The sequence below is a fragment of the Pseudomonas sp. 13B_2.1_Bac1 genome (assembly GCF_025466155.1).
Lineage (GTDB): Bacteria > Pseudomonadota > Gammaproteobacteria > Pseudomonadales > Pseudomonadaceae > Aquipseudomonas > Aquipseudomonas aylmerensis.
In genome coordinates, this window is sequence record NZ_JANLOH010000006.1 from 63,924 (window position 1) to 86,363 (window position 22,440).

General features: G+C 61.8%; 22 protein-coding genes. 10 read left to right on the forward strand and 12 right to left on the reverse strand.

Annotated elements, in window-relative coordinates; all coding sequences use genetic code 11:
* Positions 1–19 precede the first annotated feature (19 nt).
* Positions 20–1,333: a PQQ-dependent sugar dehydrogenase gene (locus NTD80_RS01450; protein ID WP_262131833.1), complete on the forward strand. Its 1,314-nt coding sequence runs from the start codon at positions 20–22 to the stop codon at positions 1,331–1,333.
* Between the two features lie 43 nt (positions 1,334–1,376).
* Here NTD80_RS01450 and NTD80_RS01455 read toward each other — a convergent pair whose 3' ends face one another.
* The 5 genes from NTD80_RS01455 to NTD80_RS01475 form a co-directional block, all read right to left on the reverse strand.
* Complete coding sequence (locus NTD80_RS01455) at positions 1,377–1,916, reverse strand: C40 family peptidase (RefSeq protein ID WP_025855819.1); 540 nt, start codon at positions 1,914–1,916, stop codon at positions 1,377–1,379.
* Positions 1,917–2,060: 144 nt separating this feature from the next.
* Complete coding sequence (locus NTD80_RS01460) at positions 2,061–2,690, reverse strand: C40 family peptidase (RefSeq protein WP_065909715.1); 630 nt, start codon at positions 2,688–2,690, stop codon at positions 2,061–2,063.
* Positions 2,691–2,903: 213 nt separating this feature from the next.
* Entirely contained in the window at positions 2,904–3,608 is a 705-nt protein-coding gene (gene hda, locus NTD80_RS01465) for a DnaA regulatory inactivator Hda (protein WP_058422138.1), read from the reverse strand.
* 203 nt (positions 3,609–3,811) lie between these two features.
* Positions 3,812–4,885 (reverse strand): AI-2E family transporter, encoded by a 1,074-nt coding sequence (locus NTD80_RS01470; RefSeq protein WP_065909713.1) that lies wholly within the window; start codon positions 4,883–4,885, stop codon positions 3,812–3,814.
* 43 nt (positions 4,886–4,928) lie between these two features.
* Positions 4,929–5,969: a DUF2066 domain-containing protein gene (locus NTD80_RS01475; RefSeq protein WP_262131835.1), complete on the reverse strand. Its 1,041-nt coding sequence runs from the start codon at positions 5,967–5,969 to the stop codon at positions 4,929–4,931.
* Positions 5,970–6,325: 356 nt separating this feature from the next.
* On the opposite strand from NTD80_RS01475, the gene purM reads away from it, so the two are divergent.
* The 4 genes from purM (at position 6,326) to NTD80_RS01495 (ending at position 9,252) form a co-directional block, all read left to right on the forward strand.
* Positions 6,326–7,384 carry a phosphoribosylformylglycinamidine cyclo-ligase gene (purM, locus tag NTD80_RS01480; RefSeq protein WP_005790182.1) on the forward strand — a complete coding sequence of 353 codons (1,059 nt, stop codon included), beginning with the start codon at positions 6,326–6,328 and terminating at the stop codon, positions 7,382–7,384.
* Entirely contained in the window at positions 7,384–8,034 is a 651-nt protein-coding gene (purN, locus tag NTD80_RS01485; protein WP_065909707.1) for a phosphoribosylglycinamide formyltransferase, read from the forward strand. Before purM ends, purN begins: the two co-directional genes overlap by 1 nt.
* An 8-nt stretch (positions 8,035–8,042) precedes the next feature.
* A complete protein-coding gene (locus tag NTD80_RS01490) occupies positions 8,043–8,756 on the forward strand; it encodes a DUF3108 domain-containing protein (protein WP_065909705.1) in 714 nt (237 codons plus the stop codon).
* A gap of 307 nt (positions 8,757–9,063) precedes the next feature.
* Positions 9,064–9,252, forward strand: coding sequence for a hypothetical protein (locus NTD80_RS01495; protein ID WP_065909702.1), 189 nt, complete (start codon positions 9,064–9,066; stop codon positions 9,250–9,252).
* 490 nt (positions 9,253–9,742) lie between these two features.
* Here NTD80_RS01495 and NTD80_RS01500 read toward each other — a convergent pair whose 3' ends face one another.
* The 7 genes from NTD80_RS01500 to NTD80_RS01530 all read right to left on the reverse strand — a co-directional run bounded on the left by NTD80_RS01500 (position 9,743) and on the right by NTD80_RS01530 (position 17,607).
* On the reverse strand, positions 9,743–10,288 hold the full coding sequence (locus NTD80_RS01500) for a DUF2058 domain-containing protein (RefSeq protein WP_010208656.1): 546 nt from the start codon (positions 10,286–10,288) through the stop codon (positions 9,743–9,745).
* A gap of 25 nt (positions 10,289–10,313) precedes the next feature.
* Positions 10,314–11,147, reverse strand: a complete 834-nt coding sequence (mazG, locus tag NTD80_RS01505; protein ID WP_262131839.1) for a nucleoside triphosphate pyrophosphohydrolase — start codon at positions 11,145–11,147, stop codon at positions 10,314–10,316.
* Between the two features lie 161 nt (positions 11,148–11,308).
* Entirely contained in the window at positions 11,309–13,552 is a 2,244-nt protein-coding gene (relA, locus tag NTD80_RS01510) for a GTP diphosphokinase (protein WP_065909697.1), read from the reverse strand.
* 122 nt (positions 13,553–13,674) lie between these two features.
* Positions 13,675–15,027 carry a 23S rRNA (uracil(1939)-C(5))-methyltransferase RlmD gene (rlmD, locus tag NTD80_RS01515; protein ID WP_262131841.1) on the reverse strand — a complete coding sequence of 451 codons (1,353 nt, stop codon included), beginning with the start codon at positions 15,025–15,027 and terminating at the stop codon, positions 13,675–13,677.
* Complete coding sequence (gene cysM, locus NTD80_RS01520; RefSeq protein WP_106803010.1) at positions 15,027–15,929, reverse strand: cysteine synthase CysM; 903 nt, start codon at positions 15,927–15,929, stop codon at positions 15,027–15,029. Before cysM ends, rlmD begins: the two co-directional genes overlap by 1 nt.
* A 173-nt stretch (positions 15,930–16,102) precedes the next feature.
* A complete protein-coding gene (locus tag NTD80_RS01525; RefSeq protein ID WP_262131844.1) occupies positions 16,103–16,708 on the reverse strand; it encodes a tRNA-uridine aminocarboxypropyltransferase in 606 nt (201 codons plus the stop codon).
* 5 nt (positions 16,709–16,713) lie between these two features.
* Positions 16,714–17,607: a LysR family transcriptional regulator gene (locus NTD80_RS01530; RefSeq protein WP_017134867.1), complete on the reverse strand. Its 894-nt coding sequence runs from the start codon at positions 17,605–17,607 to the stop codon at positions 16,714–16,716.
* Between the two features lie 110 nt (positions 17,608–17,717).
* Here NTD80_RS01530 and NTD80_RS01535 point away from each other — a divergent pair, with 110 nt between their 5' ends.
* The 5 genes from NTD80_RS01535 to NTD80_RS01555 all read left to right on the forward strand — a co-directional run bounded on the left by NTD80_RS01535 (position 17,718) and on the right by NTD80_RS01555 (position 22,428).
* Complete coding sequence (locus NTD80_RS01535) at positions 17,718–18,014, forward strand: hypothetical protein (RefSeq protein ID WP_262131845.1); 297 nt, start codon at positions 17,718–17,720, stop codon at positions 18,012–18,014.
* A 98-nt stretch (positions 18,015–18,112) separates the two neighbouring features.
* Positions 18,113–19,063 (forward strand): agmatinase, encoded by a 951-nt coding sequence (gene speB, locus NTD80_RS01540; RefSeq protein WP_065909690.1) that lies wholly within the window; start codon positions 18,113–18,115, stop codon positions 19,061–19,063.
* A complete protein-coding gene (locus NTD80_RS01545) occupies positions 19,063–19,485 on the forward strand; it encodes a YybH family protein (RefSeq protein ID WP_065909688.1) in 423 nt (140 codons plus the stop codon). Before speB ends, NTD80_RS01545 begins: the two co-directional genes overlap by 1 nt.
* A 21-nt stretch (positions 19,486–19,506) precedes the next feature.
* Complete coding sequence (locus NTD80_RS01550; protein ID WP_065909686.1) at positions 19,507–21,021, forward strand: purine-cytosine permease family protein; 1,515 nt, start codon at positions 19,507–19,509, stop codon at positions 21,019–21,021.
* A 24-nt stretch (positions 21,022–21,045) separates the two neighbouring features.
* Positions 21,046–22,428: a sodium:solute symporter gene (locus NTD80_RS01555; protein ID WP_262131847.1), complete on the forward strand. Its 1,383-nt coding sequence runs from the start codon at positions 21,046–21,048 to the stop codon at positions 22,426–22,428.
* The last annotated feature ends 12 nt before the right edge of the window (positions 22,429–22,440 follow it).

Here is a 22,440-nt window from a genome sequence, read left to right on the forward strand (position 1 = left end):
AGGTATTAAGGAGAACACCATGCACAAAACCAGACTCGCCCTGCTTATCATGCTCGCCGGCACCCTCGCTGCCTGCGGGGAAAGCTCTACCTTGCAGGTCTCCGATGGCACCGGGCCCTCGCCCAAGTTGCCGGAGCCGAACAAGACCCTGATCCCGACCGTGAATATCGCCCCGGCGATAGGCTGGCCGGACGGCGCCAAGCCCACCGCCGCTGCCGGCACCCAGGTGGCGGCGTTCGCCGAAGGCCTGGACCATCCGCGCTGGCTGTATGTATTGCCCAATGGCGACGTGCTGGTGGCGGAAACCAACGCGCCACCCAAGCCGGATGACGCCAAGGGTATTCGCGGCTGGGTCATGGAGAAAGTCATGGGCCGTGCCGGCGCCGCTGTGCCGAGCCCGAACCGCATCACCTTGCTGCGTGACGCCGACCACGACGGCGTCGCCGAAACGCGCACGGTGTTCCTGGAAAACCTCAATTCGCCGTTCGGCATGACCCTGGTCGGTAACGATCTGTACGTGGCTGACTCGGACAAGCTGTTGCGCTTCCCCTACCAACCGGGTGAAACCGCGATCAAGGAGGCCGGCACCAAAGTCGTCGACCTGCCGGGCGGCAGCATCAATCACCACTGGACCAAGAACGTGGTGGCAAGCAAGGACGGCAGCAAACTGTATGTGAGCGTCGGGTCCAACAGCAATGTCGGCGAAAACGGCCTGGATGCGGAACAGGGCCGGGCTGCCATCTGGGAAGTCGATCGTGCCAGCGGTGAGCACCGCATCTTCGCCTCCGGCCTGCGCAACCCCAACGGCATGGCCTGGGAACCACAAAGCGGCAAGCTGTGGACGGCGGTGAACGAACGCGATGAAATCGGCAGCGACCTCGTGCCGGACTACATCACCTCAGTCAAGGACGGCGCATTCTATGGCTGGCCCTTCAGTTACTACGGCCAGCATGTGGACGTGCGCGTCAGCCCGCAGAACCTGGACCTGGTCGCCAAGGCGATTGCGCCGGATTATGCAGTGGGCCCGCACACCGCCTCCCTGGGATTGACGTTTGCCGAGGGCAGCAAACTGCCGGCCCAGTTCAGCAACGGCGCATTCATCGGCCAGCATGGGTCGTGGAACCGCAAGCCGCACAGTGGCTACAAGGTGATCTTCGTTCCGTTCGAGGGTGGTCAGCCGAAGGGGCAGCCCGTGGACGTGCTGACCGGTTTCCTCGACAAGGATGAGAAAGCCATGGGCCGGCCGGTGGGCGTGGTGATTGATCAGCAGGGGGATTTGCTGGTGGCAGATGATGTGGGGAACAAGGTGTGGCGGGTGTCGGCCGCTAAATGATGGGTAGGAGCCGGCTTGCCGGCTCCTACAGTGATACGGTGCGTCAGGGGTTACGCGCCAGGTTTCCTGGCAATACGCGCTTGGCACTCAGGTAGGCATTCTGCCAATACGCCTTGGACAAGGTATCCAGCTTCACCGTACCGCCAGTCTGTGGCGCGTGCACAAAGCGGCCCTCACCCACATAGATCCCGGCGTGGCTGACCTGGGAACCGCCACCGGTGGCGAAGAACAACAAGTCGCCGGTTTGCAGGTTCTGCTCGCTGACATCCTGCGCGCGCATCACGATCAGCTCACGGGTGGTACGCGGCAGGGAAATACCGGCCGCATCGCGAAACACAAAGCCGATCAAGCCACTGCAGTCAAACCCTGAGTCCGGCGTGTTGCCGCCCCATCGATAAGGCGTGCCAACCAGGCCCAAGGCACGGAAGAGCACATCTTCGGCAGCAGGCGAAAAATTCTGTGTGGAGTAGTTGAACACCGGCTTGGGTTTCACCGCTACGGGAGCGGGCGGCGGTGGACGGCTGGCGCAGGCGCTGAGCAGCGCGGCGCAAACAATGAGAATAAGGCGGGCCGAGGTCGACATGTGCAGAACAATCCTGGTCTGGATGCGGCTTTCGCTGCCGAACGCTGAAAACCAGAACGCGCAAGCAAAGCTCGCGCGAACGGATTCCAACAATATCCAGGGATTCTAGCGCTTACACGTCAAACTTCAAGTATCACTTTAAGTTTACTTGCTAGCGGTAACCGTCGTCGGGGCCATGGCGAGTGCGCGCTTGGCTTCGATGAAGGTTTTGCTCCAGTAGCTGTCACCCAGGTTGTCGACTCGAACACCGCCACTGCGACGGCTGCTGGAGTGGATAAACTGGTTATCGCCCAGGTAGATACCGGCATGGCTGACGCGACCACGACCCGCTGTACTGAAGAAAAGCAGATCACCGGGCTTGAGGTTGTTGCGTGCGACCAACGGTGCATTCACGTTGATCATTTCGCGCGTGGAGCGTGGCAGGTTCATGCCAGCTTCTTCACGAAACAGATAGCCGATGAAGCCGCTGCAGTCGAAACCGGCTTCAGAGGTACCGCCGAAACGGTAACGGGTACCGATCAGGGACATGCCGCGTTCGAGGATGCTGTCGGCCAGGACTGGAAGCTGGTAAGGCTTGTTGCCGGCGAAGTCGGCCAGTTCCTTTTCAGTTGCCACTTCTTCCTCATAAACAGTGGAAGACTGTGCAGCAACGAATTTTGCCTGATTTTGAACCTGTGGTTTTTGCTGTTCTGCCACCTGTTGAGGGTGGGAGGCGCAACCAAACAACAGGGTAACGAGTGCGAGAGGCACGAGGGGTGCGAAGCGATTTAGCATGGGCACGACCGTGGCTGATATGTAAAGAAGTCGAGACTATGCCTTCTATCACATCGATTTGCAAATTCAATCGTGATCTATGTGACTTCTTGTTTGGACTATGACATCTAAGCCCTTAACACCCCTTACCCGCCTTTCGCGTGGCCAAAACGGCCCAAACGCGGGTTTTCTGACGCCTGGAAATTGCCGAAAGCCCTGAAAACAAAGGGCCGGCTACCAGCCGAGGGTTTCCTTGAGGAAGGGAATGGTCAGCTTGCGCTGGGCTTGCAAAGAGGCCTGGTCGAGCTGTTCGAGCAAATCGAACAACGCGCTCATGCTGCGCGTACCACGAGTCAGAATGAAGTGTCCGACCTCGTCGGTCAGGTGCAGGCCGCGACGGGATGCGCGCAACTGCAGGGCACGCAATTTGTCTTCGTCGGACAGGGGACGCATCTGGAAGATCAACGCCAGGGTCAGGCGCGATTTGAGGTCTGCCAGCTTCACCGGCAATTCACGCGGCGACGTCGAGGCGGCGATCAGCAAGCGCCGGCCACTGTCGCGCAGGCGGTTGAACAGATGAAACAGCGCTTCTTCCCACTCCGCCTTGCCGGCAATCGCCTGCAGGTCGTCCAGGCACACCAGCTCGTATTGCTCGAGGTGGTCGAAGATGCCGATACCGCGGTCCATCAACTCCGCCAACGGCAAGTACACCGCTGGCTCGCCCATCTGCTCGAAACGCAGGCACGCGGCCTGCAACAGGTGGGTACGCCCTACGCCGTGCTTGCCCCACAGATAGATCAGGCTTTCGGTCCACCCGGCGTCGGCTTCGCAGAGCCGCTCGACATAGCCGAGTGCAGCGGCATTGGCGCCTGGGTAGTAGTTGATAAAGGTGGCGTCATCACGCAGACGCACACCCAAGGGCAGCTGAATCGGTTTCATGCTGACTGAACGGCTCCAAACGAACCGTTAGTGGCCTCTGTGTAAAGTTTGCAAAGTTTATACCCGTGACGCCGGGCGCACAATGCAGCAGACCACAAGCAAAATCAAAGGTTTGCGTTAACTTGGCGGTTTTTCGCAGATTGTTTGACGCCCCGCCCCCAGAAACAACAAACCCGGCTCAGGCCGGGTTTGTGATGAAACGGTTACAGGTCCGGGTCTTCGACCCCGGTATACGCATCCGAATCCTTGTACAGATCGTGCACATGGCGCACCAGCACCATGATCACCGCCGCCACCGGCAGCGCCAGCAGGATGCCGGTAAAGCCGAACAGCTCACCGCCCGCCAGGATCGCAAAGATCACCGCCACCGGGTGCAGGCCGATCCGGTCGCCCACCAGCAACGGCGTGAGCACCATGCCTTCCAGGGCCTGGCCGACCATGAACACCGCGACAATCCCCAGCATCGGGTACAGGTCGCCGCCAAACTGGAACAACCCGGCAACCAGCGCCGCGCCGATCCCGATCACAAAGCCCATGTACGGCACGATAGCCGCCAGACCGGCGATCAGGCCGATCAACAGGCCCAGCTCCAGGCCGATCGCCATCAAGCCTGCCGCATAGATGATCCCCAGGGCCAGCATCACCAGCAATTGCCCCCGCACGAAGGCGCCCAGCACCTCATGGCATTCGCCAGCCAGGGCCACGATGCGCTCTTCGCGGTTGCGCGGCAGCAGGCTGCGGATCTTGGCCATCATGATGTCCCAGTCGCGCAGCAGGTAGAACGCCACCACCGGGATCAACACCAGGTTGGTCAGCCAGCCGATCAGCGCCAGGCTGGATGCGGTGGCCTGACTGAGCACCACCCCGACAATGTCGGTGGTCTGGCCCATGTGCTCGCTGATCGCAGCCTTGACCTTGTCGAACTTCCAGAAGCCATCCGCCAACCCCAGCTTGGTCTGCACCCACGGCATGGCCGTGTGTTGCAGCCAGTCGAGCATTTGCGGCGCCAACTCGTACAAGCGAAACAGTTGCTTGGCCAGCATCGGCACCAGCACCAGCACCAATGCCGTGATGATCAACGTGAACAGGGCAAACACCGTCACCACACCCAGGGTACGCGACAGTCCGGCTTTTTCCAGGCGATCCACCACGGGATCGAACAGATAGGCGAGCAGCAACGCCACCAGGAACGGCGTCAGGATCGAATGCAGCAAGAATACAAAAGCGCACAGCAGGACAAGTCCGCCAAGCCACACCCAACGACGCGTATCCGCCATAAACCACTCCATCTGTCTTTGCTTCTATATAAAGGAAGAACGTTTACCAGCGAAAACGCAGCTGCGCCTGCGGCTCAGGAGCGGGCGCCGGCTGGGTGCCATCACCCACTGGCGGCTGCACAGGCGCCTCGCCGGCCGGCACCTCCTGCAACTTGGCCAGGCTCAACTGGGTACGCAACTGGTCGGCGCTGCCGTTGACGCGATACACAATGCGATTGCCATCCACCCGCAGCGGATGGCCACCAAACGGCTCGAGCAGATGACCCAGGGCCGCGTAGCGCTCCAGGTTCATGCCCTGCACTTCCAGCAGTTGTTCGGTGCTCGCACCGGGCTTGACCGCAAAACGCGGCGCCAGCTTCTGGCTGACGGCCAACATCACCGCATCGGCCACGGCGGCAGTGTCGGCGCCTTGCGCGGTGCCCTGATCGCTCTTGTCGCCCAGCCACAGGCGCCATTTGGCCTGCCATTGGTTGCCTTCCTGGCGCGCGTGCACGGCGAGCAAGGCATCGGCGCCGTAGCGTTCGGAAGCGGCGCGCAATGGCGTGGCATCGGCGCTTTCAAGGTTCGGCGCGGTGGCAACGACCTGTTCATCCAGATCACCCAGCGGCAGGCGCAATGGCAAGCCACGGTGCTGTGCCGCGCGGCGCAGCGCCTGGGCGACGGTCTGACCATCGCCCACCAGGCTGCTGCCTTCGGTGGAGTCGTTCAGCCACCAACCGAGGATCGACGGCCGGTTGCTGCCCCAGATCGACAGGCCGGCGTCACGCAGGGCGCGATCGGTGCTGACTGGATCGAAATCGACTTGGAGGCTTTCCGGCGGGCCGGCGTCGTAGCCGTATTGACTGATGATTTGCTGCGGATCCTTGCGCACCGCCGCCAGGCCCGGGCCATCGGCGGCCTTGGCATCGCCGGTGAGGCGGATCACCAGCGTCTGCACGGCGCGCTGGGTGGCCTGGTCGCGCTCCTGCGGGGACTGACTGCTGACCGGTTCAAGTACTTGATAAAGACCATTGAGGGTTTCGGCATGACTCGCCAGGCTGACCCAAGACAGGCAGCCCACAAAAAAGAATTTACACAGACGCATGGAAGATTCCCGAACGACAAATTTAGCGGCTGGAACAGACCGCGTGAACTCGGCTTGGCAAGGCTGTGACCACAGCGACCGGTAAAACATTCACAGGGTCTCGGTAAGTTTTCGTACTGTCATAACGATAGCGGATTAAAGGCTATACCTTAATACGCAGCATGGCAGACCCGATTAGCATTTTTTTAACCGGCTTTTTTCAGATATGCAGCCCTGCCCGTCGGCCCGAGGATGGCCGCTGCCCCTCAAGCCTGATAAAATCGCGCGCCTTCGCAGACCGTCAACGGCTGGGCCGCTGTTCAAAAGCCCCTGCCCGCTCGGTCGTTACCCAGAAATCCCCCCTAAAGGCCTGGATCATGAGCAAGCAACCCTCCCTGAGCTACAAGGACGCCGGTGTAGACATCGACGCCGGTGAAGCATTGGTCGAACGCATCAAGAGCGTCGCCAAGCGCACTGCGCGCCCCGAAGTCATGGGCGGCCTGGGCGGTTTTGGCGCCCTCTGCGAAATCCCGGCCGGCTACAAGCAGCCTGTGCTGGTTTCCGGCACCGACGGCGTGGGCACCAAGCTGCGCCTGGCGCTGAACCTGAACAAGCACGACAGCATCGGCATCGACCTGGTGGCCATGTGCGTCAACGACCTGGTGGTGTGCGGCGCCGAGCCGTTGTTCTTCCTGGACTACTACGCCACCGGCAAGCTCAACGTCGAGACCGCCACCCAGGTAGTCACCGGCATCGGCGCCGGCTGCGAACTGTCGGGTTGCTCCCTGGTCGGCGGCGAAACCGCTGAAATGCCAGGCATGTACGAAGGCGAAGACTACGACCTGGCCGGCTTCTGCGTCGGCGTCGTGGAAAAAGCCGAGATCATCGACGGCTCCAAAGTCGCCGCGGGTGACGCCCTGCTCGCCCTGCCTTCTTCCGGCCCGCACTCCAACGGCTACTCGCTGATCCGCAAGATCATCGAAGTGTCCGGCGCCGATATCGAAAACATCCAGCTCGACGGCAAGCCACTGACCGACCTGCTGATGGCACCGACGCGCATCTACGTCAAGCCACTGCTCAAGCTGATCAAGGACACTGGCGCGGTCAAGGCCATGGCCCACATCACCGGCGGCGGCCTGCTGGACAACATCCCGCGCGTGCTGCCAAAAGGCGCCCAGGCGATCGTCGACGTGGCCAGCTGGCAGCGTCCTGCAGTGTTCGACTGGCTGCAAGAGAAAGGCAACGTCAACGAAACCGAAATGCACCGCGTGCTGAACTGCGGCGTGGGCATGGTCATCTGCGTGGCACAAGAGCACGTGGAAACCGCGCTGAATGTACTGCGTGAAGCCGGCGAGCAGCCATGGGTCATCGGCCAGATCGCCACTGCTCCGGAAGGCGCAGCCCAGGTTGAACTGAAGAACCTCAAGGCGCATTGATGTCCCAGACCTGTGATGTCGTGGTGCTGCTTTCCGGCACCGGCAGTAACTTGCAGGCCCTGATCGACAGCACGCGCACCGGCGACAGCCCGGTGCGCATCGCTGCGGTGATCTCCAACCGCAGCGACGCCTACGGCCTGCAACGCGCCAGGGACGCGGGCATCGAAACCCGCTCCCTGGATCACAAGGCTTTCGAAGGCCGCGAGGCCTTCGACAGTGCCCTGGTCGACCTGATCGACGCTTTCAACCCCAAACTTGTGGTACTCGCCGGCTTCATGCGCATCCTCAGCGCGGATTTCGTGCGGCACTACGAAGGGCGCCTGCTCAATATCCACCCTTCCCTGCTCCCCAAGTACAAAGGCATGCATACGCACCAGCGCGCACTCGACGCCGGTGACAGCGAGCATGGCTGCAGTGTGCACTTCGTCACCGAGGAACTCGATGGCGGGCCTCTGGTCGTACAGGCAGTGGTTCCGGTAGAGTCTGACGACTCGGCGCAGACGCTTGCGCAACGGGTTCACACCCAGGAACACAGGATTTACCCGCTGGCGGTTCGCTGGTTTGCCGAGGGGCGGTTGATTCTTGGCGACCAGGGTGCATTATTGGACGGTCAGTTACTTGCGGCCAGCGGCCACTTGATTCGAACCTAGGAGATTTTATGCGTCGCGCCTTGCTCTTCGCTTTTGCGCTGTTCGCCTTGCCTGCCGTGCAAGCAGCAGACCTTCACCCTTTCTCCGCGAGCTACACCGCCGACTGGAAACAGTTGCCCATGAGTGGTTCGGCTGAGCGCAGCCTGACCAAGAACGGCGACGGCACCTGGACCTTGAATTTCAAGGCTTCCATGATGATCGCCAGCCTGACCGAAACCAGCGTGATCCAGTTTGACAAGGATGCCCTGCAACCGAAGAGCTACACCTTCGAACGCGGTGGCCTGGGCAAGGCCAAGAAGATCAACCTGGACTTCGACCAGGCGGCCAAGAAAGTCACCGGTTTCGAAAACAAGGACCCGGTCAATGTACCCCTGCAAAGCGGCATGCTCGACAAGTCCACCTACCAGTTGGCGCTGCAGCGCGACGTGGCAGCGGGCAAGAAGAGCATGAGCTACAACGTGGTGGAAGGCACTGACGTCGACACCTACGACTTCCGCGTGATCGGCCCGGAAAAGGTCCAGACCAAGGTCGGCTCCATCGACGCGATCAAGGTCGAGCGCGTGCGTGACCCGACTCAGAGCAAGCGCATCACCCAGATGTGGTTTGCCAAGGACCAGGGCGGCATCCTCGTTGCCCTGCGCCAGGTCGAGACCGACGGCAAGGAGTACAACATCATGCTGCAGGACGGTACCGTTGACGGCAAGGCTGTCAAAGGTAGCTGATCGGTAGATGGAATAAAGAGCCTCGCGAATGCGGGGCTTTTTTTCGCCTTGGATGTGTGGCGGCTCGTAGAACGCCATCGCCGGCGAGGCCAATAAAGGGCTGAAAAGCCTCACTCGAACATGAAACTTTTGTCATATAACTCAGCACCCTGCGGCGCAATGTCGCGGTTTTCGCGGCCTGCAGCACTGTTGCGTTTTGCGCAATGATTTGTTGCGTGCAAAATCGGTTTACTTAGCAAGCTAACAAAACATATAACAAAGGCCTGCGACGACTTGCCGCAGATCCACCAGAGATTGGAGCAAGCAGATGACTGTAAAAGTAACTGAACGCGACGACGAACATATGTCCCACGAAGCACTGGGCCATGGGATTCACATCTGGGATGTACACCAACAAGATATGTTGGTCGGCATGTTTCACAATGAGAGCGACGCCCATAATTATAAAAACGAGCTTGAAGCCCTTGAAATGAGAAGCCAGGCGCAAGGCTCCTGAGACTCTGAAATCCTGTAGGCATCCCAGCCCCACGCAGCTGGGGTGCCTATAAACACAAACCCCGCCTTTTGAGCGGGGTTTGTGTTTGTTGGCTTGGTTTTTTTAGGCTTGGTTTTTTTGGGGGCGCTTCGCACCCCAACGCAGGGCAAGCCTGCTCGCCACAACACGCCTGTTACCCTGACAAGCCTGCCTACCACGACACACCTGCCACCTCACAAGCCTGCTTGGCACGACACGCCTGTCACCCTCACAAGCCTGCTTGCCACAACACACCTGCCACCCTCACAAGCCTGCTTGCCACGACACACCTGCCACTCTGACAAGCCTGCTTGCCACAACACGCCTGTTACCCTGACAAGCCTGCTTGCCACGACACGCCTGTCACCCTGACAAGCCTGCTTGCCACGACACACCTGTCATCCTCACAAGCCTGCTTGCCACGGCGACGCTGCAGCTCCTCACCATCGGGTCATTGCAATGCTTTGACGCCTTACCACATCAGATCGTCAGGGATCTGGTACGCGGCGTACGGATCATCCTCGTCCGGCACCTGGCTTTCGGTGAGGATGTTGAGCTGCACGATACGCTCCGGGGCGCGTTCCTGGATCTTCAGGGCGGCCTCGCGCGGGATCACCTCGTAGCCGCCGCCATGGTGCACGATGGCCAGGGAGCCGTTGCTCAGCTTGTTGCGCATCAATGTGTTGACCGACAGGCGCTTGACCTTCTTGTCATCCACGAAGTTGTAGTAGTCCTCGGTGGTCAGCTTGGGCAGGCGCGAGGTCTCGATCAGTTGCTTGACCTGGGCCGTGCGGGCCTTGGCTTCGGCTTTTTCCTGCTGCTGGCGGTTCAGCTCCTGGTCGCGCTTGACCTTCTCGGCCTGCGCCTCGGCAGCCAGGCGAGCCTGGGTATCATCGGCCTCGATCTGGCCCTTGTGGACCAGGCGCTGCTGTTTCTGTTTCTCTTTGCCGACCTGCTTGGCCTGCTTTTGGTTGACCAGACCTGCTTTGAGCAACTGGTCGCGAAGGGAAAGGCTCATGGTGCTTACTCACTTAGGCAACTGCTCAACCGCAGCTGGACACATTCTTTTCCTGACGTTTGGCTTCGCCCCACAGGGCGTCCAACTCTTCGAGGGTGCAATCTTCTATGGGTTGGTGCGTGTCGCGCAATGCCTGTTCGATAAATCGGAAACGGCGTTCGAACTTGGCGTTGGCGCCACGCAGCGCGGTTTCGGGGTCGACGTTGAGATGACGGGCCAGATTGACCGCCGCAAACAGCAGGTCACCGACCTCGTCGGCGATAGCCACCGGGTCGTTATCGGCCATGGCTTCGAGCACTTCATCCAACTCTTCGCGCACGTTGTCGACCACCGGCAAGGCCGATGGCCAATCGAACCCGACCTGGCTGGCGCGCTTCTGCAATTTGGCGGCACGCGACAACGATGGCAACGCGGTCGGCACATCGTCCAGCAGCGAGAGCTGCTCCGGTGCGTCGGATTTTTCCGCGCGCTCCTCGGCCTTGATCTGCTCCCAGCGCGCCTTGACCTGCTCCTCGCTCAACTGCGGGATATCCAGCGGCGCGTACAAATCACCGGTTGGGAACACATGCGGATGGCGACGGATCAACTTGCGGGTGATGCTGTCGATCACCCCGGCAAATTCGAAGCGCCCTTCTTCGCGCGCCAGCTGGCTGTAATACACCACCTGGAACAACAGGTCGCCAAGCTCGCCCTGCAGGTGATCGAAATCCCCGCGCTCGATGGCGTCGGCGACTTCGTAGGCTTCTTCCAGGGTGTGCGGGACGATGGTCGCGTAGGTTTGCTTGAGGTCCCACGGGCAGCCGTATTGCGGGTCCCGCAGGCGCTTCATGAGGTGCAGCAGGTCTTCAAGTGAATACATCAGTCAATCTCTGCCCATTGTCTGGAACCGCTGAAAATCTAATGTGGGAGCTGGCTTGCCTGCGATGGCCTCCACTCGGTCTGTCAGACAGACCGAGTCGCCTGCATCGCGGGCGAGCCAGCTCCCCACAGAAAGCAGCCCTTACACATTTTCAGACCGCATTACGGGGTGCGATTACGCCGGGTTTCAATGATGTTCGGCAACTGGGAAATCCGCCCCAGCAACCGCCCCAGCGCATCCAGTCCCGGAATCTCGATGGTCAGGGACATCAACGCGGTGTTGTCCTCTTTATTCGAGCGGGTGTTGACCGCCAATACGTTGATCCGCTCGTTGAGCAGCACTTGCGAGACGTCACGCAGCAGGCCGGACCGGTCGTAGGCGCGGATGACGATGTCCACCGGGTAGGTGAGCACCGGCACCGGGCCCCAGCTGACCTGGATGATCCGCTCCGGCTCGCGCCCGCCCAACTGCAGCACCGAGGCGCAGTCCTGACGGTGAATGCTCACGCCACGGCCCTGGGTGATGTAGCCGACAATGGCATCGCCCGGCAGAGGCTGGCAGCAGCCAGCCATCTGGGTCAGCAGGTTGCCCACGCCCTGGATCTGGATATCGCCGCGCTTGCCCGGCTTGTAGCCCGTGGCCTTGCGCGGGATCAGCTCCAGCTGCTCGTTGCCGCGTTCCGGCTCGACCAGTTGCTGGGCCAGGTTGACCAGCTGCGCCAGGCGCAGGTCGCCGGCACCGAGGGCGGCGAACATGTCTTCGGCGATCTTCATGTTGGCTTTTTCGGCCAACTTGTCGAAGTCCACCTGCGGCAGGCCCAGGCGCGCCAGTTCGCGTTCGAGCAGAGTCTTGCCGGCGGCGACGTTCTGGTCGCGCGCCTGCAGCTTGAACCAGTGGACAATCTTCGCCCGCGCCCGCGACGTGGTGATGTAGCCCAGGTTCGGGTTCAACCAGTCGCGGCTCGGCGTGCCGTGCTTGCTGGTGATGATCTCGACCTGTTCGCCGGTCTGCAGGCTGTAGTTGAGCGGCACGATACGCCCGTTGATCTTGGCGCCACGGCAATTGTGGCCGATCTCGGTGTGTACGCGGTACGCAAAGTCCAGCGGCGTGGCGCCTTTGGGCAGGTCGATGGCGTGGCCGTCGGGCGTGAAGATGTAGACCCGGTCCGGCTCGATATCCACCCGCAGCTGTTCCGCCAGGCCGCCGATGTCACCAAGCTCTTCGTGCCATTCCAGCACCTGGCGCAGCCAGGAGATTTTCTCTTCGTACTGGTTGGACCCGGCCTTGACGTCGGTGCCCTTGTAGCGCCAGTGCGCACACACCCCCAGCTCCGCCTCTTCGTGCATGGCGTGGGTGCGGATCTGCACTTCCAGCACCTTGCCCTCGGGGCCGATCACCGCCGTGTGCAGCGAGCGATAGCCGTTTTCCTTGGGGTTGGCGATGTAGTCGTCGAATTCCTTGGGAATGTGCCGCCACAGGGTGTGGACGATGCCGAGCGCGGTGTAGCAATCGCGCATTTCCGGCACCAGCACGCGCACCGCACGCACGTCGTAGATCTGGCTGAACGCCAGGCCCTTGCGCTGCATTTTGCGCCAGATGGAATAGATGTGTTTGGCGCGGCCGCTGATGTCGGCATCCACACCGGTGGCCTGCAGCTCGGAACGCAGCTGGCCCATCACGTCAGTGATGAAGCGCTCACGGTCGAGGCGCCGCTCGTGCAGCAGGGTGGCGATCTGTTTGTATTGATCGGGTTCGAGGTAGCGGAAGGACAGGTCCTCCAGCTCCCACTTGATATGGCCGATGCCCAGGCGGTGCGCCAGTGGCGCGTAGATGTCGAACACCTCGCGGGCTACGCGGTTGCGCTTTTCGTCGTCAGCGGTCTTTACCGCACGGATCGCGCAGGTGCGTTCGGCCAGCTTGATCAGGGCGACGCGCACGTCGTCGACCATCGCCACCAGCATCTTGCGCAGGTTTTCGACCTGGCCCTGGGTGCCCAGCACCATCGACTGGCGCGGGCTCAGGCTGGCACTGATGGCAGCCATGCGCAGCACGCCGTCGATCAGTTTGGCCACCACCGCGCCGAAGCGCTGGCTGACCGTCGGCAACGGAATGTGCCCTTCACGCACGCCGCGATAGAGCACGGCGGCGATCAGCGAATCCTGGTCCAGCTTGAGATCGGCGAGGATCTCGGCGATTTCCAACCCGGTGCGAAAGCTTGAAGTGCCTTCGGCCCACAGGTTCTTGGCCGCATTGTCTTGCTGTTCAGACTCACGAGCGAACTCGCAGGCTGCTTTCAAGGCTTCACGGTCCAGTGCCGGGTCGACACTGATGGCATGATCCAGCCATGCCTCGAGATTGATACTGCCGTCGGTGTTGATCGGCTGGTGTGCTCTCACCTGTACCATCTTGCTTACCTTCCCTACGACGCACCTTCGGTGCGCCAATATCATCGCCGACCTTTTACTGCAGACTCCCTGGCAGATCACAGGCCTTGGAGAATGCAGGCCAGTCGGATTAAACGGGCATCCTAGCCCGCTTCAAATAACGCCATGGCCTCGACATGCGCAGTTTGCGGAAACATGTCGAGGATCCCGGCACGTTTTAGCCGGTAGCCTTGCTTGACCAACTCAACCGTGTCCCGCGCCAGCGTAGCCGGGTTGCAGGACACATACACCAGGCGCTTGGCCCCAAGGGTGGCGAGCTTGCGCACAACCTCCAGGGCACCGTCACGGGGTGGGTCCAAGAGTACCGCAGAAAAGCCCTGTTTGGCCCATTCCGCGTCAGTCAAAGGCTGGGACAAATCGGCCTGAAAAAACTGCACATTATGCAAATTGTTGCTGACGGCGTTGAGTGCCGCGCGGTCCACCATGGTCTGCACGCCTTCCACCGCCACCACTTCACGCACCTTGCGCGCCAGTGGCAGGGCGAAGTTGCCCAGGCCGCAAAACAGGTCCAGCACCCGCTCGTCGGGTTGTGGCGCCAGCCATTCCAGGGCCTGGGCGACCATCGCCTCGTTGACGCCGGCGTTGACCTGGACAAAATCCCCTGGCCGGTACGCCAGCTCCAAGTCCCATGCGTCGAGTCGAAAACCGAGTGGCTGATCAGCCTCGACGGGTTCCGGCTGGCCCTCGCCATGCAGCCACAATTGGGCTTCATGGAAAGCGCAGAATTCTTTCAGGATCAGCAGATCCGCATCCGACAACGGCGCCATATGCCGCAGCAGCACGGCGACGGACGAGCCACTGAACAGCTCCACATGGCCCAGGGCCTGCGGCTTGCTCAGGCGGCGCAGCATGTTGGGCAGGCGCTGCATGATCGGTTGCAAGGCCTGTACCAGCACCGGGCAATCATCGATGGCAATGATGTCCTGGCTGGCCACGGCGCGGAAACCCACTTCGAGTTTTTTCGCCTTGGCATCCCAGCGCACAGCCACGCGGGCGCGGCGCCGATAGCCGAATTCCGGCCCGCTCAACGGGGCTGCCCACTCCAGCGGTTCGACCGCCGCCACGCGGGACAGCTGCTCGGCGAGCATGCGCTGTTTCAGGGCAAGTTGTTCGTCATGGGGCAAGTGCTGCACGCTGCAGCCGCCGCAGCGGCCGAAATGCGCACACGGCGCCGGGCGGCGCAGTTCGCTGGCCTTGAAAACTCTTTCGGTGCGCGCCTCGACCACTTTGCCATGGGCGCCCAACACCCGCGCTTCAACCTCTTCACCGGCGAGCGCGCCGTTGACGAACCAGGTGCGACCTTCAAAGAACACGATGCCACGGCCATCGTTGGCCAGGCGCTCGATGGTCAGGCGCTGTTTCTTGCCCACGGGAATCTGTGGGGCCCGGCTGCCGCCCGTCGGTTGGAAGCGCAGGCCTCTCTCGTGCTTGGCCATCAGTTGGGCGCGTCGAAGATGCCGGTCGACAGGTAGCGGTCGCCTCGGTCACAGATGATCGCGACGATCACCGCGTTTTCCACTTCCCTGGACAGGCGCAACATGCCCGCCACTGCGCCACCGGAGGACACGCCGCAGAAGATGCCTTCCTCACGCGCCAGGCGGCGGGTGGTGTCTTCGGCTTCACGCTGGGCCATGTCGATGATGCGATCCACGCGCGTCGAGTTGTAGATCTTCGGCAGGTACTCTTCGGGCCAGCGGCGGATGCCGGGGATGGCCGAGCCTTCCATCGGTTGCAGGCCGATGATCTGGATGTCGGGGTTCTGCTCCTTGAGGTAGCGCGAATTGCCCATGATGGTGCCGGTGGTGCCCATCGAACTGACGAAATGGGTGATGGTGCCCTGGGTCTGGCGCCAGATTTCCGGACCGGTGGTGGTGTAGTGCGCCTCGGGGTTATCGCCGTTGGCAAACTGGTCCAGCACCAGGCCACGGCCTTCGGCGGCCATGCGCTCGGCGAGGTCACGCGCGCCTTCCATGCCTTCTTCCTGGGTGACCAGGATCAGCTCGGCGCCATAGGCGGTCATCGCTGCCTTGCGCTCCGCGCTGCCGTTGTCGGGCATGATCAGGACCATCTTGTAGCCCTTGATCGCGGCGGCCATGGCCAAGGCGATCCCGGTGTTGCCGGAAGTGGCTTCGATCAGGGTGTCGCCGGGCTGGATCTGCCCACGCAACTCGGCGCGGGTGATCATCGACAGCGCCGGGCGGTCTTTTACCGACCCGGCCGGGTTGTTGCCTTCGAGCTTGAGCAACAGGGTATTGCTGGTTTCACCCGCCATGCGTTGCAAGCGGACCAGGGGCGTGTTGCCGACGCAATCGGCGATTGTAGGGTACTGCAAGGTCATGGCGTATTCGCAATCCAGACTGCGGGGGCGAACATCATACCGGGAAAGGCTGGCGGGCCATATCACGCAAAGTGCGGTGCTTATGGCGTAAAGGAATAAGCACGCACTGTGTGGACGCGCGCCTACAGGAAATGCGCGGGCTTGCCGGCGATGGCCGCACCCCGGTCAATAGCCTACCCGCCCTGTCCGTCGCCATGATTCTTGCGAAATACCTCCTCCCCCATCGCCGCAATCTGCCCCTCGATCAATGCTTCAAAAGGTTTGAGCAACGGCTCGAAGGAAGTCGGCGCCTCCAGCACCTGCAACGCCTGCACAATCGCCTCCACCGTCGACAGCGCACCCGGCCCCGGCGCCTTGCGCAATCGGTAGCGGGAAACCGCGCCTTCGACCAGCGTCACCCGTGGCAACGCCGCCAGCAACGGATTGAGGTGCAGCAGCTTGCGCGCCTTGCGCCACGTGCCGTCGGGGACTACCAGCAACAGCGGTTGATCCCCAGACGCGTAGGCGTGCAACGGCTGGGCATCGTCAGCCGGAAACAGCAACCGCGCCTGATAGCCGGGCGGGTTCAATAATGTCGACAGGTCGTCGAATACCTCACTCACGACCAACTGCGCGTTGTTCAACCCCAACGCCGCCAGCCGCGCCGTGTTCAGCGCATGGTTGACCTCACTCGGATGCTGCAGCAGCAACACCCGCGTGCGGCTGTCGAGGCTCGGGATCAGCGCGCACAGGCAGTGAGTGGCGGGCCTCAGGCAGCGGGGGCATTGGGGTCTGGACATGATTATCAGGCCTGGTTGAGCTGAGCTTTGAGCAGATCGCGGAAAGTCTGGATCAGCGGTTCGCGGCTGCGACCGCGGCGCATGATCATCGAGAACGGCGCCTGGTAGCCGAAGGTGGCCGGCAACAGGACGCGCAGGTCGCCCTTGTCGGCCCAGGCCTGGGCGTAGTGCTCGGGCAGGTAGCCGATGTAGGCACCGGACAGCACCAGGATCAGTTGCGCCTCCATACTTTCCACGGTCGCCGCGCTGTGCTTGAAGCCATGGCGCGCCAATTCGGCCTGGCTCCAGTAGCCGCGCCCGACCATGCGTTGCTGGGTGATCACCTGTTCCGGGATGCGTCGCTCGTTGAACAGCGGGTGCCGGGTACTGCAATACAACCAGTGCTGCTCGCGGTACAGCGGCATGTAGATCAGCCCGCTCATGCGGTTGGAAAAGGCGCCGATGGCCAGGTCCAGGCGGTTGTCCTGCACGCCGAGCTGCAGTTCGTACGGGCTCATCACCGACAGGTGCAGGTGCACCGCCGGGTGCTCGAGGCTGTAGGCGCCGATCACTTCGGCGAACGGCAAGGCCTTGTCGCTGACGGTGGAGTCGAGCACACCCAGCTTGAGGGTACCGCGCAGCTCGCCCTTGAGCGCGGCGGCGTATTGCTCGAAGCCTTCCAGCTCGCCCAATAGACGCAAGGTTTCCTGATGAAACAACTCGCCCTTGCTGGTCAGGCTGAACCCGCCCCGGCCGCGATGGCACAGCACCAGGCCCAGCGCGCTTTCCAACTGGCTCATATAGGTCGAGATGGCCGAGGTGGACAGGTTGAGTTCGTGCTGCGCGTTGGCGAACCCCTGGTGGCGCACGACGCTGACAAAGATGCGCAGGAGTTTCAGGTCGGGCAAGGCGTTGGCCATCGTGTCTCCAGGTGTCTCGTGGCAAGCGGGCTAGTTGTGGTGCACAGGCTTGTCGTGTTGCAGAGGCCTGTTGTGTTGCACAAGCCTGCTGGTTGCAGAGGCTTGTTGTGTTGCACAAGCTTATTGTGGCGAGCAGGCTTGCCCTGCGTTGGGCCGCGCAGCGGCCCCGTAACCTGACGACTCATTACATCTGGAAAACCTCAGTGTGTTTTGGGGGCTGCTTCGCACCCCAACGCAGGGCAAGCCTGCTCACCACAACAAGCCTGCTCACCACAGAAAACCTGATCACCACAGCAAGTCTGCTCACCACAGAAAACCTGATCACCACAGAAAGCCTGCTCACCACAGCCCCCCCGCTCATCACAGAGAACCCGCTCATCACAGTCTACCTGCTGGCATTAGTTTAGAAAAATCTGAACTAAGTATTTGCCCCTGCCGATTCTTCCCGTCCCGGGCTTTTCGCAGAATCGGCCTCTAATAAACAAAACAACGATGAGGCAATCCCGTGGACAAGATTTTCCACCAACCACTGGGCGGCAACGAAATGCCGCGCTTCGCCGGCATCGCCACCATGATGCGTCTTCCCCACCTGCAAACGGCCAAGGGCCTGGATGCCGCCTTCGTTGGCGTGCCCCTGGACATCGGCACCTCGCTGCGCGCCGGCACCCGCTTCGGGCCGCGTGAAATTCGCGCCGAGTCCGTGATGATCCGCCCGTACAACATGGCCACCGGCGCCGCACCGTTCGACTCGCTGTCGGTGGCGGATATCGGTGATGTGGCGATCAACACCTTCAACCTGCTCGACGCCGTGCGCATCATCGAAGAAGCCTACGATGAGATCCTCGAGCACGACGTGATCCCGCTGACGCTGGGCGGCGACCACACCATCACCCTGCCGATCCTGCGGGCGATCCACAAGAAACACGGCAAGGTCGGGCTGGTGCACATCGATGCCCACGCCGACGTCAACGACCATATGTTCGGCGAGAAAATCGCCCACGGCACCACTTTCCGCCGCGCCGTGGAAGAAGGCCTGCTCGATTGCGACCGCGTGGTGCAGATCGGCTTGCGTGCCCAGGGCTACACCGCCGAAGACTTCAACTGGAGCCGCAAACAGGGCTTCCGTGTGGTCCAGGCCGAAGAATGCTGGCACCACTCCCTCGCGCCATTGATGGCCGAAGTGCGTGAGAAAGTCGGCGGCGGCCCGGTGTACCTGAGCTTCGATATCGACGGCATCGACCCGGCCTGGGCGCCCGGCACCGGCACCCCGGAAATCGGCGGGCTGACCACCATCCAGGCCATCGAGATCATCCGTGGCTGCCAGGGCCTCGACCTGATTGGTTGCGATCTGGTAGAAGTTTCGCCGCCCTACGACACCACCGGCAACACCTCGTTGCTGGGCGCCAACCTGCTGTACGAGATGCTCTGCGTACTGCCCGGCGTGGCGCACCGCTGATGAACGCGCAAGCCGAGGTGCTGCGTGCCGCCGCCGATCTGGTGGCGGCCTTCGCGCGCAATGACCGCGAGGCCTATTTCGGCGCGTTCACCCACGATGCCAGCTTTGTGTTCTACACCCTCCCCCAGCCGCTGCTCAGTCGCGATGCCTACCAGGCGTTGTGGGACAGCTGGCGTCGGGACGAGGGATTCGAGGTGCTGTCCTGCACCTCGAGCAATGCCTTCGTCAGCCTGCAGGGTGACGTGGCGATATTTATTCATGACGTGGCCACCGAGTTGCGCATGAACGGGGAGCAATTTCATAGCCAGGAACGCGAGACCATTGTCTTCAAACGGCAAGGGTCTGGCGCAGAACAACAAGGCCTGTGGCTGGCCTGTCACGAACATTTGTCCGCTATGCCGGAAGGGCTGCCGCCCCATTAGCCAATGTGATCGGAGCAGATCATGAATAATAAAAACAACGAAAACAGTATTCGCAAAATAGAAACCAACGGGGTCGAACAGATCCCGGACCACGAGCGTACCGCCGGCCCCAAGGATCTGTTTCGACTGATCTTCGGCGGTGCCAATACCTTTGCCACCGCCGTGCTGGGTGCCTTTCCGGTGTTGTTCGGCTTGTCGTTCCAGGCCGGCGTCTGGGCGATCGTGCTGGGCGTGCTGGTGGGTGCGCTGATCCTGGCGCCGATGGGCCTGTTCGGGCCGATCAATGGCACCAACAACGCCGTGTCTTCCGGTGCGCACTTTGGTGTGCACGGGCGGATTGTCGGCTCGTTCCTGTCGCTGCTGACGGCGATTGCGTTCTTCTCACTGTCGGTGTGGAGTTCAGGCGATGCGCTGGTAGGCGGTGCGAAACGCCTGGTGGGCTTGCCTGAAACTGACCTGACCCTGGGCCTGGCCTACGGGCTGTTTGCGCTGCTCGTCCTCACCGTCTGCATCTATGGCTTTCGCTTCATGCTGTGGGTCAACCGCATCGCGGTGTGGGCGGCGAGCCTGTTGTTCCTGCTGGGGATCTTCGCCTTCGCGCCGGCCTTCGACAGCCACTTCGCCGGCAGCGTCGCCATGGGCCAGGCCGGGTTCTGGGCGGCCTTCATCGGCGCCGCGCTGGTAGCCATGAGCAACCCGATTTCCTTCGGTGCATTCCTCGGCGACTGGTCGCGCTACATCCCGCGTGAGACGCCGAAAATGCGCATCATGCTGGCGGTGGTCCTCGCGCAGATCGCCACGCTGATCCCGTTCCTGTTCGGCCTGGCCACCGCGACCATCGTGGCGGTCAAGGCACCGGACTACATCGCGGCCAACAACTACGTCGGCGGCCTGCTGGCGGTTGCGCCCAGCTGGTTCTTCCTGCCGGTGTGCCTGATCGCGGTGATCGGCGGCATGTCCACCGGCACTACCTCGCTGTATGGCACGGGGCTGGACATGTCCAGCGTGTTCCCGCGCCTGCTGTCGCGGGTCAAGGCCACGCTGCTGATCGGGGTGATGTCGATTGCCTTCATCTTTATCGGACGTTTCGCCGCCAACCTGGTGCAGAGCGTGTCGACCTTCGCCGTGCTGATCATCACCTGCACCACGCCGTGGATGGTGATGATGATCATCGGCCTGATCGTGCGTCGCGGCTTCTACTGCCCGGATGACCTGCAGGTCTTCACCCGCGGTGAAACCGGCGGCCGCTACTGGTTCAGCCACGGCTGGAACTGGCGCGGGCTGGGGGCCTGGATCCCGAGCGCGCTGGTCGGCCTGTGCTTCGTCAACCTGCCTGGGCAGTTTGTCGGGCCGCTGGGCAACCTGGCCGACGGGATTGATATCAGCCTGCCGGTGACGCTGGGACTGGCTTCGGTGGTGTACCTGACCTTGCTGCGTGTGTTCCCGGAACCAGCGGCCGTTTATGGCCCCAGGGAGCTGCTGCACAGCCCCACGGGAGCAAGCTCCCCCGCCACAAAAAGCGCCTCAATAGCCTAAAAAAATAATCGGAGAACCGCCGTCATGGCTTTGGATTTATTCGTCGTACTCATCTACGCCGCCGGCATGCTCGTGCTCGGCTATTACGGCATGCGCCGCGCCAAGACCCACGAAGACTACCTGGTGGCTGGCCGCAACCTGGGCCCGTCGCTGTACATGGGCACCATGGCCGCCACAGTGTTGGGCGGGGCGTCCACCGTCGGCACCGTGCGCCTGGGTTACGTGCACGGCATCTCCGGCTTCTGGCTGTGTGCCGCGCTGGGCATGGGCATCATTGCGCTGAACCTGTTCCTGGCCAAGCCGCTGCTGAAGCTGAAGATCTTCACCGTGACCCAGGTCCTGGAAAAACGCTACAACCCCATGGCCCGCCAAGCGAGTGCGGTGATCATGCTGGCCTACGCGCTGATGATCGGCGTGACCTCGATCCTGGCTATCGGCACGGTGCTGCAGGTGCTGTTCGGCCTGCCGTTCTGGATCTCGGTGCTGCTTGGTGGTGGAGTGGTGGTGGTGTACTCGACCATCGGCGGAATGTGGTCGCTGACCCTGACCGACATCGTGCAGTTCGTGATCAAGACCGTCGGCCTGATGTTTATCCTGCTGCCGATCTGCCTCTACCGCGTGGGCGGCTGGGATGAACTGGTGGCCAAGCTGCCGGCATCCAGCTTCAGCTTCACCGCGATCGGCTGGGACACGATCATTACTTACTTCATGATCTACTTCTTCGGCATCCTGATCGGCCAGGACATCTGGCAACGAGTATTCACCGCCCGTGACGAAAAGGTCGCCAAGTACGCAGGCACGTTCGCCGGCTTCTACTGCATCCTCTACGGCCTGGCCTGTGCACTGATCGGCATGGCCGCCCACGTGCTGATTCCGGACCTGGACAACGTCAACAACGCCTTTGCGGCCATCGTCAAAATGTCGCTGCCGGACGGCATTCGTGGCCTGGTGATCGCCGCTGCACTGGCAGCGATGATGTCCACCGCCAGTGCCGGCCTGCTGGCCGCCTCTACCGTGCTGACCGAAGACCTGCTGCCGCGCCTGCGCGGTGGCAAGCAGTCGAGCCTGAGCATTAACCGCCTCTTCACGATGCTGACCGGCATTGCCGTGCTGGGTATCGCGCTGGTGGTGAGCGACGTGATCAGCGCCCTGACCCTGGCCTACAACCTGTTGGTGGGTGGCATGCTGATCCCGCTGATCGGTGCGATCTTCTGGAAACGCGCGACCACCTCGGGGGCGATTACGTCCATGACCCTGGGCTTTGTGACAGCGCTGGTGTTCATGATCAAGGATGGCTTGGATGCCAACACACCGATCTACTACAGCCTGGCGGTAGGGCTGGTGAGTTTTGTGCTGGTGAGTTTGTTGTCGCGCCGGCCAGCGGGGGTCGCGGCCAGCGCGGTGTGAGATAGAGCGGGA